The organism is Enterobacter asburiae (assembly GCF_008080435.1).
GTDB classification, from domain to species: domain Bacteria; phylum Pseudomonadota; class Gammaproteobacteria; order Enterobacterales; family Enterobacteriaceae; genus Enterobacter; species Enterobacter asburiae_C.
Genome location: NZ_VRKN01000008.1, coordinates 122,948 through 140,059 on the forward strand (window position 1 = coordinate 122,948; position 17,112 = coordinate 140,059).

The 17,112-nt window shown below is 52.7% G+C and carries 14 protein-coding genes; 7 read left to right on the forward strand and 7 right to left on the reverse strand.

The window, feature by feature from the left end:
- Positions 1 to 72: 72 nt before the first annotated feature.
- The 7 genes from ppiD to bolA all read right to left on the reverse strand — a co-directional run bounded on the left by ppiD (position 73) and on the right by bolA (position 9,408).
- Positions 73 to 1,944, reverse strand: coding sequence for a peptidylprolyl isomerase (ppiD, locus tag FU672_RS16310; RefSeq protein ID WP_148244051.1), 1,872 nt, complete (start codon positions 1,942 to 1,944; stop codon positions 73 to 75).
- 212 nt (positions 1,945 to 2,156) lie between these two features.
- A complete protein-coding gene (gene hupB / locus FU672_RS16315; RefSeq protein ID WP_002444653.1) occupies positions 2,157 to 2,429 on the reverse strand; it encodes a nucleoid-associated protein HU-beta in 273 nt (90 codons plus the stop codon).
- Between the two features lie 210 nt (positions 2,430 to 2,639).
- Entirely contained in the window at positions 2,640 to 4,994 is a 2,355-nt protein-coding gene (gene lon, locus FU672_RS16320) for an endopeptidase La (protein ID WP_023334706.1), read from the reverse strand.
- Positions 4,995 to 5,176: 182 nt separating this feature from the next.
- Entirely contained in the window at positions 5,177 to 6,451 is a 1,275-nt protein-coding gene (clpX, locus tag FU672_RS16325; protein WP_024906819.1) for an ATP-dependent protease ATP-binding subunit ClpX, read from the reverse strand.
- A 126-nt stretch (positions 6,452 to 6,577) separates the two neighbouring features.
- Positions 6,578 to 7,201, reverse strand: a complete 624-nt coding sequence (gene clpP, locus FU672_RS16330; RefSeq protein WP_010428105.1) for an ATP-dependent Clp endopeptidase proteolytic subunit ClpP — start codon at positions 7,199 to 7,201, stop codon at positions 6,578 to 6,580.
- A gap of 260 nt (positions 7,202 to 7,461) precedes the next feature.
- The gene (gene tig, locus FU672_RS16335) at positions 7,462 to 8,760 is read right to left on the reverse strand and encodes a trigger factor (protein ID WP_148244052.1); all 1,299 of its coding nucleotides are present in this window, start codon (positions 8,758 to 8,760) and stop codon (positions 7,462 to 7,464) included.
- A gap of 330 nt (positions 8,761 to 9,090) precedes the next feature.
- Positions 9,091 to 9,408 (reverse strand): transcriptional regulator BolA, encoded by a 318-nt coding sequence (gene bolA, locus FU672_RS16340; RefSeq protein ID WP_021241655.1) that lies wholly within the window; start codon positions 9,406 to 9,408, stop codon positions 9,091 to 9,093.
- Between the two features lie 305 nt (positions 9,409 to 9,713).
- On the opposite strand from bolA, the gene FU672_RS16345 reads away from it, so the two are divergent.
- From FU672_RS16345 to cyoE, 7 genes are all read left to right on the forward strand, one after another.
- A complete protein-coding gene (locus tag FU672_RS16345) occupies positions 9,714 to 10,292 on the forward strand; it encodes a lipoprotein (protein ID WP_148244053.1) in 579 nt (192 codons plus the stop codon).
- 46 nt (positions 10,293 to 10,338) lie between these two features.
- Complete coding sequence (gene ampG / locus FU672_RS16350) at positions 10,339 to 11,814, forward strand: muropeptide MFS transporter AmpG (protein ID WP_148244054.1); 1,476 nt, start codon at positions 10,339 to 10,341, stop codon at positions 11,812 to 11,814.
- Between the two features lie 478 nt (positions 11,815 to 12,292).
- Entirely contained in the window at positions 12,293 to 13,240 is a 948-nt protein-coding gene (cyoA, locus tag FU672_RS16355) for a cytochrome o ubiquinol oxidase subunit II (protein ID WP_148244055.1), read from the forward strand.
- 16 nt (positions 13,241 to 13,256) lie between these two features.
- Positions 13,257 to 15,248 carry a cytochrome o ubiquinol oxidase subunit I gene (gene cyoB, locus FU672_RS16360; protein ID WP_148244056.1) on the forward strand — a complete coding sequence of 664 codons (1,992 nt, stop codon included), beginning with the start codon at positions 13,257 to 13,259 and terminating at the stop codon, positions 15,246 to 15,248.
- Complete coding sequence (locus tag FU672_RS16365) at positions 15,238 to 15,852, forward strand: cytochrome o ubiquinol oxidase subunit III (RefSeq protein ID WP_023334703.1); 615 nt, start codon at positions 15,238 to 15,240, stop codon at positions 15,850 to 15,852. The genes cyoB and FU672_RS16365 overlap by 11 nt, the downstream gene beginning before the upstream one ends.
- Entirely contained in the window at positions 15,852 to 16,178 is a 327-nt protein-coding gene (locus tag FU672_RS16370) for a cytochrome o ubiquinol oxidase subunit IV (RefSeq protein ID WP_006176899.1), read from the forward strand. The genes FU672_RS16365 and FU672_RS16370 overlap by 1 nt, the downstream gene beginning before the upstream one ends.
- Before the next feature lie 11 nt (positions 16,179 to 16,189).
- Positions 16,190 to 17,077: a heme o synthase gene (gene cyoE, locus FU672_RS16375; RefSeq protein WP_039265834.1), complete on the forward strand. Its 888-nt coding sequence runs from the start codon at positions 16,190 to 16,192 to the stop codon at positions 17,075 to 17,077.
- Positions 17,078 to 17,112: the final 35 nt, after the last annotated feature.

Sequence of the window (17,112 nt, forward strand, 5' to 3'; positions counted from 1 at the left end):
AAATGGAAAAGGCCGCGAAAGCGGCCTTTAGTTATTGCAGAGCGTTACGAAAATCTGCGAGCAGACACGTAATTACTGCTGCTGAGTCATTATATCACCCAGCTTGATTTTGGCTTCTTTACGCAGGTTGCTCATCATGGCTTCGAAGGCAATCTGAGCATTGTTCTGGGTAATCCCCTGAACCATCGCTTTCTTCTGCGCTTCTGGCAGGGTGCCGGCTTTCACTTCATCCAGCGCCAGCAGAACGACGTTACCCTGCGTATCGGTGGTGGTACCGAAGCTTGGCTTGTCCTTCGCTGGCAGAGTCAGACCAAACGCGGCCTGGCTGATTGGGTCCTGGCCGGTACGGCTCAGCGTTTTCGCTTCACCGAAGCTCAGGCCAGCCGCTTTCAGCGCGTCTTCTTTACCCGCTTTCAGATCGGACAGAATCTTCTCAGCATCCAGTTTCGCCTGCTGTTCCGCTTTGTTGTGCTTAACCTGAGCGACAACCTGATCCTTCACTTCCGCCAGCGGTTTGACCGCTTCTGGCTTGTGCTCGCTGACGCGCAACACAAACGCACGATCGCCGTCGACGGTAATGATGTCAGAGTTACTGCCCGGTGTGCCGTTCTCGCCAACCAGACCACCGTTGAAGATGGCATCAGAAACCGGTTTGAAGTTCAGCTCTTCCGGCAGGTTGTCACGGCCAAACCAGCCCGTCTCAACCGCTTTCACACCCGCCGCCTGCTCTGCACCTGCCAGAGATTCGTTATCATTGCTGGCAGCATCGCTTACCTTCTGCTGCAGCGCGTAGTAGGCATCCAGCGCTTTTTCCTGTTTCACTTTCGCCGCGATATCTTCGCGAACGTCAGCCAGCGGTTTGGTTTTCGCCGCGGTGATGTCGTCCAGACGGACAACCAGGAAACCAACGGAAGACTTAATGACGCCTGAAAGCTGGCCTTTCTCTTTCAGACCGGCATTTTTCAGCTCGTCCGGCGTGGTCGCGTCTTCCAGCCAACCCATATCACCGCCGTTTTTCGCAGAGATAATGTCGGTGGATTTCGCTTTCGCAACGGCCGCGAAATCAGCGCCTTTGTTCAGCTCTTCCAGTACCGCTTTGGCATCAGCCTCGGTCTTCGTCTGGATCACGCTGTAACGGTTACGCTGCGGCTGAGTGAATTGATCCTGATGCTGATCGTAGTAAGACTGGATTTCCGCATCAGACGCGGTTTCCTGCAGCGCGGCTGCATCCAGCTTGATGTAGCTCACACGGAACTGCTCTGGAGAAACAAAGGAATTCTTGTTCTGCTCGTACCAGGCGTTAACGTCAGCGTCGCTCACCTGCTGTTTCGCCGCCAGGGCGTTCACATCAATGGTTGCTTCGCGTACAACGCGCTGCTGTGCCACCAGCGCGGCCAGTTCGTCCGTTTCACCTTTGAGCATGAAATCAGTGCCCACGACGGCATTGATGAGTTGCTGGGTTGTCAGCTGGTTACGCAGCGCCTGAGCGTACTGATCGGCCGTCATCCCCATCTGGTTGACGATACTGTTGTAACGCGCGTTGTCGAATTTACCGTTAGACTGGAAGGCCTGCGTGGAGAAGATGGCTTTTTTCACCTGCTCATCACTGATGCCAAGGCCCAGTTTTTTGGCATACTGATCCAGCAGCGCTTCGTCGATAAGACGGTTCAGTGTCTGTTGGCGCAGGGTCTTCATGTACCCTTCGTTCGCCGCCAGTTCAGAGAATTGGTCGCCCAGCTGTTGCTGCATACGGTTACGTTCACCGGCAAAAGCATTCTCGAACTGACCACGGCTGATTTCCTGGCCATTCACTTTTGCGGCATAGTTTGCGCCACCGCCAATAAGGTAACTGCTCACGCCGGTCAATATGAACGACACGATAATGATACCGAAAATAATCTTGAGCACGAGACTGTTAGCAGCCGTGCGTAAGCTGTCCATCATGGTGTAACAACACTCCGCTGTAGGTGACTGGTTACCTGACGCTGACGGAAAATCCTGCCCGTCGCGCGTGAAGGCGTATTGTGACAAGAAAACGGGGCGATTGTCAGCCCACAACTCGCATAAACTCGCACAAATCAGGTCTGGACAAACAAAAAAGGCACATCAAATGATGCGCCCTTGTACTTTCCGGCTTCCCTGAAACGGGAAAGCAATCAGTTTACTGCGTCTTTCAGCGCTTTACCTGCACGGAAACCTGGCACTTTAGCAGCAGCAATGGTGATCTCTTTACCGGTCTGAGGGTTGCGGCCAGTACGGGCAGCACGCTCTTTAACAGCAAAAGTACCGAAGCCTACCAGTGCAACGTCGTCTCCAGCCTGCAGAGATTCAGTAACAGAAGCAATTAATGCATCTAACGCACGTCCAGCTGCAGCTTTAGAAATATCAGCACCAGCAGCAATTTTGTCAATCAGTTGAGATTTATTCACTGTTCTCTTCCTCTCTTTATAATTTATATCGCGCCTGAATCCTTCACAACGCGACCGCGCAGCAGTTATATCAGGCCTGCCATGACCTTACAACACCCGTTGTTGATGGCTGACCTAATCAGCAATCTAAATTAGCTATACAAAAAAAGGCTGGCAAGTGCGAAATGACTTACCAGCCTTATTTTTATTGACGCTCTTTGCGCGAGGTCACTATTTTGCGGTTACAACCTGCATTCCGGAGGGTTCATTCTGCAGTGCGAGACTGAGAACTTCCTCAATTCGCTTCACAGGATGGATCTGCAGATCGGCAATCACGTTGTCCGGAATCTCTTCCAGATCGCGTTTATTTTCGTAAGGGATCAATACGGTTTTGATCCCACCACGGTGTGCCGCCAGCAGTTTTTCTTTTAAACCACCAATCGGCAGAACCTGACCACGCAGCGTAATTTCACCGGTCATTGCCACATCGGCACGCACCGGGTTCCCTGTCAGGCAGGAAACCAGAGCGGTACACATGGCAATACCCGCGCTTGGGCCATCTTTCGGCGTCGCGCCTTCCGGAACGTGCACGTGGATGTCGCGTTTTTCGTAGAAATCAGGGTTGATACCCAGTTTCTCCGCACGCGCGCGCACCACGGTCAGCGCCGCCTGGATGGATTCCTGCATCACTTCACCCAGCGAGCCGGTGTAGGTCAGCTTGCCTTTGCCCGGCACACAGGCGGTCTCGATGGTCAGCAGATCGCCACCCACTTCCGTCCATGCCAGGCCGGTCACCTGACCAACGCGGTTTTCGTTGTCCGCGCGACCGTAGTCGAAGCGCTGAACGCCCAGGTACGCATGCAGATTGTCGCCGTTAATCACAATGTGTTTCAGGCTCTTATCCAGCAGCAGCTGTTTCACCGCTTTACGACACAGCTTAGAGATTTCACGCTCAAGGCTACGCACGCCCGCTTCACGGGTGTAGTAACGAATGATGCCGATAATCGCGCTGTCCTCGACGGTCAGCTCGTTGGCTTTCAGCGCGTTACGCTCAATCTGTTTCGGCAGCAGGTGCTGCTTAGCGATGTTCAGCTTCTCATCTTCGGTATAACCGGAGAGACGGATCACTTCCATACGGTCCAGCAGCGGGGCCGGAATGTTCATGGAGTTGGAGGTCGCCACGAACATCACATCGCTCAGGTCGTAGTCCACTTCCAGGTAGTGATCGCTGAACGCCACGTTCTGTTCTGGATCAAGCACTTCCAGCAGTGCAGACGCAGGATCGCCACGCATATCCGACGACATCTTGTCGATCTCATCGAGCAGGAACAGTGGGTTTTTAACCCCCACTTTCGCCATCTTCTGGATCAGTTTACCCGGCATAGAACCGATGTAGGTACGGCGGTGACCGCGGATTTCCGCTTCATCGCGTACACCACCCAGCGCCATACGGATATACTTACGTCCGGTCGCTTTGGCGATGGACTGACCCAGAGAGGTTTTACCCACCCCCGGCGGTCCTACCAGGCACAGAATTGGGCCTTTGATTTTGTTTACACGGCTTTGTACCGCGAGGTACTCAAGAATGCGGTCTTTCACGCGTTCCAGGCCGTAGTGGTCGGTATCCAGGATTTCCTGCGCCTGACGCAGGTCTTTTTTGACCTTGCTACGGGCGTTCCACGGAACCTGCACCATCCACTCAATGTAGCCGCGTACAACGGTCGCTTCAGCCGACATTGGAGACATCATTTTCAGCTTCTGCAGTTCTGCTTCAGCTTTCTCTTTCGCCTCTTTCGGCATCTTCGCCGCGTCGATCTTACGCTTCAGCGCTTCGTTTTCGTCCGGCGCATCGTCCATCTCACCCAGTTCTTTCTGAATGGCCTTCATTTGCTCATTCAGATAGTACTCACGCTGAGATTTCTCCATCTGCTTTTTCACGCGGTTGCGAATGCGCTTCTCAACCTGGAGCAGATCGATTTCAGACTCCATCATCGCCATCAGGTATTCCAGACGTTCGTTAACGTCTGACATTTCCAGCACAGACTGTTTGTCAGCCAGCTTCAGCGGCATGTGTGCAGCGATGGTGTCCGCCAGACGCGCAGGATCGTCGATGCTGTTCAGCGACGTCAGCACTTCTGGTGGGATTTTCTTGTTCAGCTTGATATAGCCTTCAAACTGGCTAATCGCGGTGCGAACCAGCACTTCCTGCTCGCGCTCATCAAGCTCAGGCGAATCAAGGTACTCTGCCTTCGCAGAGAAGTGCTCGCCGTCGTCTGACAGAGTGGTAATACGCGCACGCTGCAGGCCTTCTACCAGCACCTTCACGGTGCCGTCAGGCAGCTTCAACATCTGCAAAATAGAGGCCACGGTCCCGACGGTGAAAAGATCGTTTACACCCGGCTCATCCGTTGATGCTTCTTTCTGCGCCACCAGCATGATTTTTTTATCATGATCCATGGCGGCTTCGAGGCAACGGATAGATTTTTCCCGCCCTACAAATAAGGGTATGACCATGTGCGGATAAACCACCACATCGCGCAACGGCAATACGGGGATTTCAATGCGTTCAGAACGCTCAGGATTCATAGAGCTCTCTCTTAGTTAGTGTCCGCCAGGTAAGCTGGTCATGTCACTGTGCTTCACATAACCATTAACATGTATCCAGTATATGGGGATGTTTGCCACACATTCAACGCTATGAATACGGAAAAAGTAAAGGGGAGATAAAATCCCCCCTTTTTGATTAACTGCTTGTATGATTTGGTGAATTATTCGCCAGATGCCTGCTGTGCTTCTGGTTTGCCGTAAATCAGCAACGGCTTGGTTTGACCGCTAATGACGGACTCGTCAATCACCACTTTCTCAACGTCTTCCATCGACGGCAGATCGTACATGGTGTCGAGCAGTGCCGCTTCAACAATCGAACGCAGGCCACGGGCACCGGTTTTACGGATCATCGCTTTCTTGGCAATGGCATCCAGCGCTTCGTCGCGGAATTCCAGATCAACACCTTCCAGATTGAACAGCGCCTGATACTGCTTGGTCAGCGCATTTTTCGGCTCTTTCAGGATCTGGATCAGCGCGTCTTCGCTCAGCTCATTCAGCGTTGCCACAACCGGCAGACGGCCAATGAATTCAGGGATCAGACCGAATTTGATCAGATCTTCCGGTTCAACCTGAGACAGCAACTCGCCTTCGTTCGGTTTTTCGGACGTCGATTTCACCGTTGCGCCAAAACCAATGCCGGAGCCGGTTTCAACACGGTGGGAGATGACTTTATCCAGACCAGCAAACGCACCACCACAGATGAACAGGATCTTGGAGGTATCAACCTGCAGGAACTCCTGCTGCGGATGTTTACGACCACCCTGTGGCGGAACGGCGGCAACCGTACCTTCGATCAGCTTCAGCAGTGCCTGCTGTACGCCTTCACCCGATACGTCACGGGTAATGGACGGGTTGTCTGATTTACGGGAAATCTTGTCGATCTCATCGATGTAAACAATCCCGCGCTGGGCTTTCTGTACGTCGTAGTCGCACTTCTGCAGCAGTTTCTGGATGATGTTTTCGACGTCCTCACCCACATAACCGGCCTCGGTCAGGGTGGTGGCATCCGCCATAGTGAACGGAACATCGAGCAGACGCGCCAGGGTTTCAGCCAGCAGCGTTTTACCGGAACCGGTTGGGCCGATCAGCAGAATGTTACTTTTACCCAGTTCTACACCATTGCTGGTGTCGCCGTTACGCAGACGTTTGTAGTGGTTATAGACCGCTACCGCCAGCACTTTCTTAGCCTGCTCCTGTCCGATGACGTAGTCATCAAGGTGATGACGAATTTCATGCGGCGTTGGCAGCGCGCTGCGCTCACGGTGCGGTGCGACTTCTTTAATCTCTTCGCGAATGATGTCGTTACATAAATCGACACATTCGTCGCAGATATACACGGACGGCCCGGCAATCAGTTTACGCACTTCATGCTGGCTTTTGCCGCAAAAAGAGCAGTACAGCAGTTTGCCCGAACCATCTTTGCGTTTATCTGTCATGAGTCCAAACCTCTTTTTAAGTTCTTTGTGCCGCACATGACGACGCAAATGCCATTCTAAGACGCAAGCTGCATTCAGCAGCGTGCCGCCCTACCTTAGTATAGCGGCACACTCGCGTCGCGGGCATCAATTACGATGGGTCAACACGGAGTCGACTAAGCCGTACTCAACTGCCTCTGGAGCAGAGAGGAAGCGATCGCGCTCGGTATCGCGCTCGATCTGCTCGAGTGGTTGACCCGTATGCTGCGCCATGAGTTCATTCATGCGCGCTTTTACTTTCAGAATTTCGCGGGCGTGGATTTCGATATCCGTCGCCTGCCCCTGGTAACCACCCAGCGGCTGGTGAATCATCACGCGGGAATTTGGCAAGCAGAAACGCTTACCTTTCGCCCCTGCGGTTAGCAGGAACGCGCCCATAGATGCAGCCTGACCCATACAGATAGTGCTTACATCAGGCTTGATGAATTGCATGGTGTCATAAATGGACATCCCTGCTGTAATCACGCCGCCTGGGGAGTTAATGTACAGGTAAATGTCTTTTTCCGGGTTTTCCGCTTCCAGAAACAGCATCTGCGCCACGATCAGGTTAGCCATGTGGTCTTCCACCTGGCCGGTCAGAAAGATAACGCGTTCCTTGAGCAGACGGGAATAGATATCAAAAGAACGCTCACCACGTGAGGTCTGTTCAATAACCATTGGCACCAGAGCCATATGGGGTGCAAAGTTATCTCGTTCGCCACTGTATGACATTTCCGTCTCCTGGATCAAAATTGAAAACACCTGCTGTACTGATTGTAACCTTACGGACGGATTATCAGCCAGTCTCATTCATCATGATTACGTACTTATGGGGTTCACAGTGCCCTATTTCAAGCATAACAACCTTTTGTTGTTACGCTAACACTGAAAGGGCGTTTTAGCACTCTTCCAGGGCTGTAGCTGCGATAAAAAAAACCCGCTGCCGCAAGGCAACGGGTTTTCTGTTCAAACTTTAAACCGTTGGGGCGAAATTACGCCTGCTGGTTCATCAGTTCGTTAAAAGAGGTCGCTTTTTCGGACACTTTCGCTTTCGCCAGTACCGCTTCAACAGCCTGCTCTTCCAGGGCAACGTTGCGCATGTTGTCCATCAGCTCTTTGTTCTTACCGTAGAACTCGATCACTTCTGATGGATCTTCGTATGCAGAAGCCATCTCTTCGATCAGGCCTTTCACACGCTCTTCGTCAGCTTTCAGCTCGTGGGTACGAATCACTTCGCCCAGCAGCAGGCCAACAACAACGCGGCGTTTCGCTTGCTCTTCGAACAGCTCACGTGGCAGTTCCATTGCTTGCTGCTGGTTGCCACCGAAACGCTGTGCAGCCTGACGGCGCAGAACGTCGATTTCGCTGTCGATCAGGGCAGCGGGAACGTCGATTTCGTTGGCTTTCACCAGACCTTCGATCGCCTGAGATTTCACACGGTTACGCACCGCGCCGTTCAGTTCGCGTTCCATGTTCTTACGCACTTCGGTACGCAGACCCGCTACGGAACCATCTTCCACGCCGAAACGCTTGATGAATTCTTCAGTCAGTTCTGGCAGTTCGCGCTCTTCAACTTTCTTCAGGTTGATAGCGAACTTCGCTGCTTTCCCTTTCAGGTTTTCAGCGTGGTATTCTTCCGGGAAGGTCACGTCGATGGTGAACTCTTCGCCAGCCTTGTGGCCTTTGATACCGTCTTCGAAGCCTGGGATCATACGACCCTGGCCCATTGCCAGTACGAAGTCAGACGCTTTGCCGCCTTCGAACTCTTCGCCGTCTACAGAACCGGTGAAGTCGATGGTGACACGGTCTTCAGCGTCAACAGCGCCTTCTTTTTCTTTCCAGTTCGCCTGCTGCTTGCGCAGGGTATCCAGCATGCCGTCAACGTCTTCGTCAGTCACGGAAACAACTGGTTTTTCAACTTCGATCGATTCCAGACCTTTCAGCTCAACTTCCGGGTACACTTCGAACTCTACGGAGTAGGTGAAGTCTTCGCCCAGTTTGTATTCGCCTGGAACGTAGTTCGGCGCGCCGGCCGGATTGATTTTTTCTTTGATGATCGCATCAATAAAGTTACGGCTCATCAGTTCACCCAGCACATCCTGACGCACGGAAGCGCCATAACGCTGAGCAACAACATTCATTGGTACTTTGCCCTTGCGGAAGCCGTCAATACGTACTTTTTTTGCTACGTTGACCAGCTCGCTTTTCACAGCAGTTTCGATGCTGTCAGCAGCGATAGTAATCGTTACACGGCGGCCAAGGCCTTGAGTGGTTTCAACTGAAACTTGCATCTTGTTACCTCAAAAAAATCACAGTGCTCGGTCAACTCTGAATCTGTCTGTTATACCGGGATGCTCTCTTAGTGCAGATTCACATTCCCTGTCGCCAGAATCATCCCGAAGACATTCAATAAGACGCGGCATTATAGCGGCATCACTTAGGTGAGTCGAGAACGGTTGGGGCATGTTGCTGCGGCTTTTTTCACACTTTAAGGCTATTTTTAGCCTTAAAATCGCACCATCCGCTCAAAACTCAGACAAAACAAAACGGCCCGGAGGCCGTTTTGAGGAAATCTGTAAGCAACATACTGGAAAAGCTCCAGCCGTTGCAAATCCGATTTATCAGGCGATAGTGCCTGCACCGCGACAGGGCGGAGATGCGAAAACCGTATCCTGCAAGCCTTCCCATTCCTTAATGGTATAGGTATGCAGTGCCAGCGCATGCACGGTCGTGGAGAGTTCTTCCGTCAAGGTGCTGTAGATCAAGCGGTGTCGATTCAGGAAACGTTCTCCCGTGAAGCGATCGCTAACCAGAACCACTTTAAAGTGGCTTTCAGAACCTGCCGGCACGTTATGACGATAGCTTTCGTCGACGACTTCGAGGAACACAGGGTTGAACGCTGCCCTTAATTTATCTTCTATATGCTCACGTATCATCATGAAATTACTCCTCCGACAACGCCAGGATGTCACCCATCCCTTTAAATGTTAGCCGCTTTTACCGTTTCCATTACACCTTGACAACAAATATTTAGCTTTCGTCTGATTTTCTCACTCAAACGAATGAAGTTCACTGTGAGACTCATACGTTTTGTCATACGCGGACTGGGAAAAACGGTGAACTGGTCAGTTTTCGGACAAGGCGATGAATTTACATGCGTTGACCACTTCCCCTCGCCGTTGGCGATGTTATGATGGCGACAATTTTTCTCTTTATATGCTTACGATTCGTTGAGAACCCGAAAATGTTAAAAAAACTCTTCTTTCCGTTGGTAGCCCTTTTTATGCTGGCAGGCTGTGCTACCCCGCCTACCACTATTGATGTCTCACCAAAAATCACCCTGCCTCAGCAGGACCCTAGCCTGATGGGCGTCACCGTGAGCATTAACGGTGCCGATCAGCGTCAGGATCAGGCGCTGGCAAAAGTGACCCGCGATAACCAGCAGGTTACCCTCACCGCGTCCCGCGACCTGCGCTTCCTGCTCCAGGAAGTGCTGGAGAAACAGATGACCGCTCGCGGCTATATGATTGGCCCAAGCGGCGCGGTCGATCTCCAGATCATCGTCAACAACCTGTACGCTGACGTGTCTCAGGGCAACGTGCGCTACAACATCGCGACCAAAGCGGATATCGCCATCATTGCCACCGCGAAGAATGGCAACAAGATGACCAAAAACTACCGCGCCAGCTACTCTGTTGAAGGTGCGTTCCAGGCCTCCAACCAGAACATTGCTAACGCCGTTAATAGCGTGCTGACCGATACCATCTCCGATATGGCGCAGGACACCAGCATTCACGACTTCATCAAGCAGAACGCGCGTTAATTCTGCTCACTGACCCGGTGTATCACCGGGTCAGTTTTATAAGAATATGTCCAGCCATTACTTACGCATTTTCCAGCAACCGAAATCAGCGATTCTGCTGATCCTCGGCTTTGCCTCGGGTTTACCCCTCGCACTCACTTCCGGCACGCTTCAGGCGTGGATGACGGTTGAGAACATCGATCTTAAAACCATTGGTTTCTTCTCGCTTGTGGGCCAGGCCTATGTCTTTAAGTTCCTGTGGTCTCCGGTCATGGATCGCTACACGCCGCCTTTCCTCGGGCGTCGACGCGGCTGGTTAGTGATGACGCAGATCCTGCTGCTGCTGGCCATTGCGGCGATGGGTTTTCTTGAACCCACCACGCAGCTTCGCTGGATGGCCGCGCTTGCGGTGGTGATTGCCTTCTGTTCCGCCTCTCAGGATATCGTGTTCGACGCCTGGAAGACGGACGTGTTACCTGCGGAAGAGCGCGGCGCCGGTGCGGCAATCAGCGTGCTGGGCTATCGCCTCGGCATGCTGGTCTCCGGCGGGCTGGCACTGTGGCTGGCCGACCGTTACCTTGGCTGGCAGGGCATGTACTGGCTGATGGCCGCCCTGCTGATCCCCTGCATTATCGCGACGTTATTCGCGCCCGAACCGAGTGATGTCATCCCGGTTCCCCGCTCGCTGGAGCAGGCCGTCGCCGAACCGCTTCGTGACTTCTTTGGCCGCAACAACGCCTGGCTGATCCTGTTGCTTATCGTCCTTTATAAGCTGGGCGATGCCTTTGCCATGAGCCTGACCACCACCTTCCTGATCCGGGGTGTCGGTTTTGACGCCGGTGAAGTGGGTGTGGTGAATAAAACGCTCGGACTGTTTGCGACCATTGTCGGCGCGCTTTATGGCGGCGTGCTGATGCAGCGCCTGACGTTGTTTCGCGCGCTGCTGATTTTCGGCATCCTTCAGGGCGTCTCTAACGCAGGCTACTGGCTGCTGTCGATTACTGACAAACATACGATCAGCATGGCCGCAGCGGTATTCTTCGAAAACCTCTGTGGTGGCATGGGAACAGCGGCGTTTGTCGCCCTGCTGATGACCCTGTGCAACAAGTCGTTTTCCGCCACACAGTTCGCTCTGCTCTCGGCGCTCTCCGCCGTTGGTCGCGTGTACGTTGGCCCGATTGCCGGCTGGTTCGTGGAAGCCCACGGCTGGCCAACATTTTATCTCTTCTCGGTCGTGGCTGCCGTGCCGGGAATTTTATTGCTGCTGGTCTGCCGTCAGACGCTGGAATATACCCAGCGGACAGAACACTTTATGCCGCGCACCGAATATCACCGCGCCTACCGTTTTGCGTTACGTCTGTTAATGGTGGGATGCGTTGCTCTGGCACTCTGGCTGGTGGTGCTCATTATTAATGTCAGCACGTCACTGACACTCCCCTTCGAAACCCTTCTGCTGGACGCAGGCGCTCTGCTGGCTATCGCCGGGATCCTGACCGGGGGTCTGCTCGATTTCATGGCGTTGCGTAAAACGCAGATGACCTGAAGAAAAATGCGAAAGGTTATTTCCCGTTGTAATCACTAACCGAAATTATAACGGCGAAATAGCCACCAACCGCTAAAAAAAATATTTGTTGTTTTGTGCGGGATAGGATTTGGAAATTATTGGCTCCCATTCCAAAACGCTATTTTTCATTAAACGATTCAGCATACGAGAGTTTGATTTTTCGTTTTTTAGATGTCTTTTTATTGATAATTAATTGTTAATTTTTTGTTTATTTTCAACAATGGTTATACCAATTGTCCCTTTTAGGGTATGCTTGGGGGTCCTTTCGTTATAAAGCCCACACCATGCGGCTTCGGTCATAAAAACCGACATAACTTGCAACACTTGTGACACGTGCGGCAGAACCCGGTAACACCTTCCTGACACAGGCCTAATGATGTTTACAGTAATGTAACCTTCCCGTAAAATGCCCGCACACTTTAAACGCCACCAGACTCCGTGGAATTGAGGTCGTTAAATGAGACTCGGGAAATACAATAAAAGTTTGGGATGGTTGTCATTATTCGCGGGCACTGTATTACTCAGTGGCTGCGATTCTGCACTACTAGACCCCAAGGGACAGATTGGACTGGAACAACGTTCACTGATATTGACGGCTTTTGGCCTGATGTTGATTGTGGTTATTCCTGCCATTTTGATGGCTGTTGGTTTCGCCTGGAAGTATCGTGCGAGCAATAAAGATGCGAAGTATAGCCCTAACTGGTCACACTCCAATAAAGTGGAAGCTGTGGTCTGGACGGTACCTATTCTGATCATCCTGTTCCTTGCCGTACTGACCTGGAAAACCACTCACGCACTTGAGCCAAGCAAACCGCTGGTTCACGATGAGAAACCTATTACCATTGAAGTGGTCTCCATGGACTGGAAATGGTTCTTCATCTATCCAGAGCAGGGTATCGCTACCGTGAATGAAATCGCCTTCCCGGCGAACACTCCGGTTCAGTTCAAAGTGACCTCCAACTCCGTAATGAACTCCTTCTTCATCCCACGTCTGGGTAGCCAGATTTACGCGATGGCCGGTATGCAGACCAACCTGCACCTGATCGCGAATGAAGCAGGCACCTATGATGGTATCTCCGCCAGCTATAGCGGCCCGGGCTTCTCAGGTATGAAGTTCAAAGCTATTGCGACGCCAGACCGTGCCGCTTTCGACCAGTGGGTTGAAAAAGCGAAGCAGTCTCCAAACACCATGTCTGACATGGCGGCGTTCGATAAAGTGGCTGCACCTAGCGAATACAACAAGGTGGAGTACTTCTCTAATGTGAAACCTGATTTGTTCAAAGAGGTTATTGGCAAATTTATGGATCACGGCAAGAGCATGGACATGACCCAGCCTGAAGGCGAGCACAGCGCGCATGAAGGTATGGAAGGCATGGACATGAGCCACGCGGAAACCGCTCACTAAGGGGCCGAGGAAGAAAATGTTCGGAAAATTGACACTGGATGCAGTGCCCTACCATGAACCGATTATCGTGGTTACGGTGGCTGCAATTATCATTGGTGGCGCGGCCTTACTGGCCCTGATCACTTACTTCGGTAAGTGGAGCTACCTGTGGAACGAGTGGCTGACTTCGGTTGACCACAAAAAACTCGGTATCATGTACTGCATCGTCGGTATCGTCATGTTAATTCGTGGCTTTGCGGATGCGATCATGATGCGTAGCCAGCAGGTACTCGCTTCTGCGGGTGAAGCCGGCTTCCTGCCACCGCACCACTACGATCAGATCTTTACCGCCCACGGCGTTATCATGATCTTCTTCGTGGCGATGCCGCTGGTTATCGGTCTGATGAACGTTGTCGTTCCGCTGCAAATCGGCGCGCGCGACGTGGCGTTCCCGTTCCTGAACAACCTGAGCTTCTGGTTCACGGTTGTCGGCGTTATCCTGGTTAACCTGTCACTGGGTGTGGGCGAATTCGCGCAGACCGGCTGGCTGGCTTACCCGCCGCTGTCAGGAATTGAGTACAGTCCGGGCGTTGGCGTCGACTACTGGATTTGGGCGCTTCAGCTCTCCGGTGTCGGTACTACCCTGACCGGTATCAACTTCTTCGTGACCATTATCAAGATGCGTGCCCCTGGCATGACCATGTTCAAGATGCCGGTATTTACCTGGGCATCTCTGTGCGCCAACATCCTGATTATTGCCTCCTTCCCAATTCTGACCGTCACCATCGCGCTGCTGACCCTGGACCGCTACCTGGGCACCCATTTCTTCACGAATGATATGGGTGGCAACATGATGATGTACATCAACCTGATTTGGGCCTGGGGTCACCCGGAAGTGTACATTCTGGTTCTGCCTGTGTTCGGTGTGTTCTCCGAAATCGCGGCAACCTTCTCGCGTAAACGTCTGTTTGGTTACACCTCTCTGGTGTGGGCAACCGTGTGTATTACCGTTCTGTCGTTCATCGTTTGGCTGCACCACTTCTTCACTATGGGTGCGGGCGCGAACGTAAACGCCTTCTTCGGTATTACCACCATGATTATCGCCATCCCTACCGGGGTGAAGATCTTCAACTGGCTGTTCACCATGTACCAGGGCCGTATCGTGTTCCACTCAGCGATGCTGTGGACCATCGGCTTCATCGTTACCTTCTCCGTAGGTGGGATGACCGGCGTACTGCTGGCGGTACCAGGTGCTGACTTCGTTCTGCACAACAGTCTGTTCCTGATTGCGCACTTCCATAACGTTATCATCGGTGGCGTGGTCTTCGGCTGCTTCGCTGGCGTAACCTACTGGTGGCCAAAAGCGTTCGGCTTCACGCTGAACGAAAAATGGGGTAAACGCGCGTTCTGGTTCTGGATCATCGGCTTCTTCGTGGCATTTATGCCGCTGTACGTGCTGGGCTTCATGGGTATGACCCGTCGTCTGAGCCAGCAGATCGATCCGCAGTTCCACCCAATGCTGGTGGTTGCAGCGGGCGGTGCCGTGCTGATTGCCTGTGGTATCGCGTCTCAGCTGATTCAGTTCTACGTGTCTATTCGCGACCGCGACCAGAACCGTGACCTGACCGGTGACCCATGGGGTGGCCGTACGCTGGAGTGGGCGACCTCTTCTCCACCTCCTTTCTATAACTTTGCCATCGTGCCGCAGGTTCATGAACGCGACGCATTCTGGGAAATGAAAGAGAAAGGTGAAGCGTACAAGCAACCTGCTCATTACGAAGAGATCCACATGCCGAAAAACAGCGGTGCGGGCATTGTCATTGCCGCCTTCGCAACGGTATTTGGTTTCGCAATGATCTGGCACATCTGGTGGATGGCGATTGTTGGCTTCGCCGGCATCGTAATCAGCTGGATTGTGAAGAGCTTTGACGAGGACGTGGACTACTACGTACCAGTCCGTGAAGTTGAGAAGCTGGAAAATCAGCATTTCGACGAGATTTCTAAAGCGGGGCTGAAAAATGGCAACTGATACTCTGGCGCACTCAACTGCCCACGCGCATGAGCATGCGCACCACGATACAGGACCGACCAAAGTCTTCGGTTTCTGGATCTACCTGATGAGCGACTGCATTCTGTTCTGCTGTCTGTTCGCGACCTATGCCGTTCTGGTGAACGGCACGGCGGGCGGCCCGGCTGGCAAGGACATCTTTGAACTGCCGTTCGTTCTGGTTGAAACCGCACTGCTGTTATTCAGCTCCATCACCTACGGCATGGCGGCTATCGCCATGTACAAAAACAACAAGAGCCAGGTTGTCTCCTGGCTGGCGTTGACCTGGTTGTTTGGTGCTGGATTTATCGGGATGGAAATCTATGAATTCCATCACCTGATTCTGGAAGGTTTCGGTCCGGATCGCAGTGGCTTCCTGTCCGCGTTCTTCGCGCTGGTGGGTACTCACGGTCTGCACGTCACCTCTGGTCTGATCTGGATGGCGGTACTGATGTTCCAGGTATCCCGTCGCGGCCTGACCAGCACTAACCGTACCCGTATCATGTGCCTGAGCCTGTTCTGGCACTTCCTGGACGTGGTGTGGATCTGTGTGTTCTCTGTTGTATATCTGATGGGGGCGATGTAATGAGTCATTCAAACGATCATGGCGCTTCCCACGGTAGCGTAAAAACCTACATGACAGGTTTCATCCTGTCGATCATCCTGACGGTGATCCCGTTCTGGATGGTGATGAGCGGTTCTGCGTCTAAACCGGTTATTCTGGGTGCAATCCTGGTGACCGCGGTGATTCAGATTCTGGTGCATCTGGTTTGCTTCCTGCACATGAACACCAAGTCCGATGAAGGCTGGAATATGACCGCCTTTATCTTTACCGTGATTATCATCGCTATCCTGGTAGTCGGTTCCATCTGGATTATGTGGAACCTCAACTACAACATGATGGTTCACTAAGAGCGGCGAGTATGTTTAAGCAATACCTGCAAGTAACGAAACCAGGCATCATCTTTGGCAACCTGATCTCCGTGATCGGAGGGTTCCTGCTGGCCTCTAAGGGCAGCATTGATTACACCCTCTTTATCTACACGCTGGTCGGTGTGTCACTGGTTGTTGCGTCCGGTTGTGTATTTAACAACTACATCGACATGGATATCGACAAGAAGATGGAAAGGACCAAAAATCGGGTGCTGGTGAAAGGCCTGATCGCCCCTTCCGTCTCGCTGGTGTACGCCACCTTGCTGGGTATTGCTGGCTTTATGCTGCTGTGGTTTGGTGCTAACCCGCTGGCCTGCTGGCTGGGGGTGATGGGGTTCGTGGTGTATGTGGGCATCTACAGCCTGTATATGAAACGCCACTCCGTCTACGGCACGCTGATTGGTTCTCTCTCCGGCGCTGCGCCGCCGGTGATTGGCTACTGCGCGGTCACGAACGAGTTCGACAGCGGTGCGCTGATCCTGCTGGCTATCTTTAGCCTGTGGCAGATGCCGCACTCCTATGCCATCGCGATTTTCCGCTTTAAGGATTATCAGGCAGCGAACATCCCGGTTCTGCCGGTCGTGAAAGGCATTTCCGTTGCCAAGAACCACATCACGCTGTACATCATCGCCTTTGCCGTGGCAACGCTGATGCTCTCTCTGGGTGGTTACGCCGGGTATAAATATCTGGCTGTAGCCGCTGCGGTGAGCGTCTGGTGGCTCGGTATGGCGCTGCGCGGTTACAAAGTGGAAGATGACAAAGTCTGGGCGCGCAAACTGTTTGTGTTCTCGATTGTGGCCATCACCTCGCTGTCCGTGATGATGTCCGTAGATTTCATGGTGCCAGATTCACACAACCTGCTGACTTACGTCTGGTAAGCCACAACAGGTGAATAAAGGGGTGCTTCGGCACC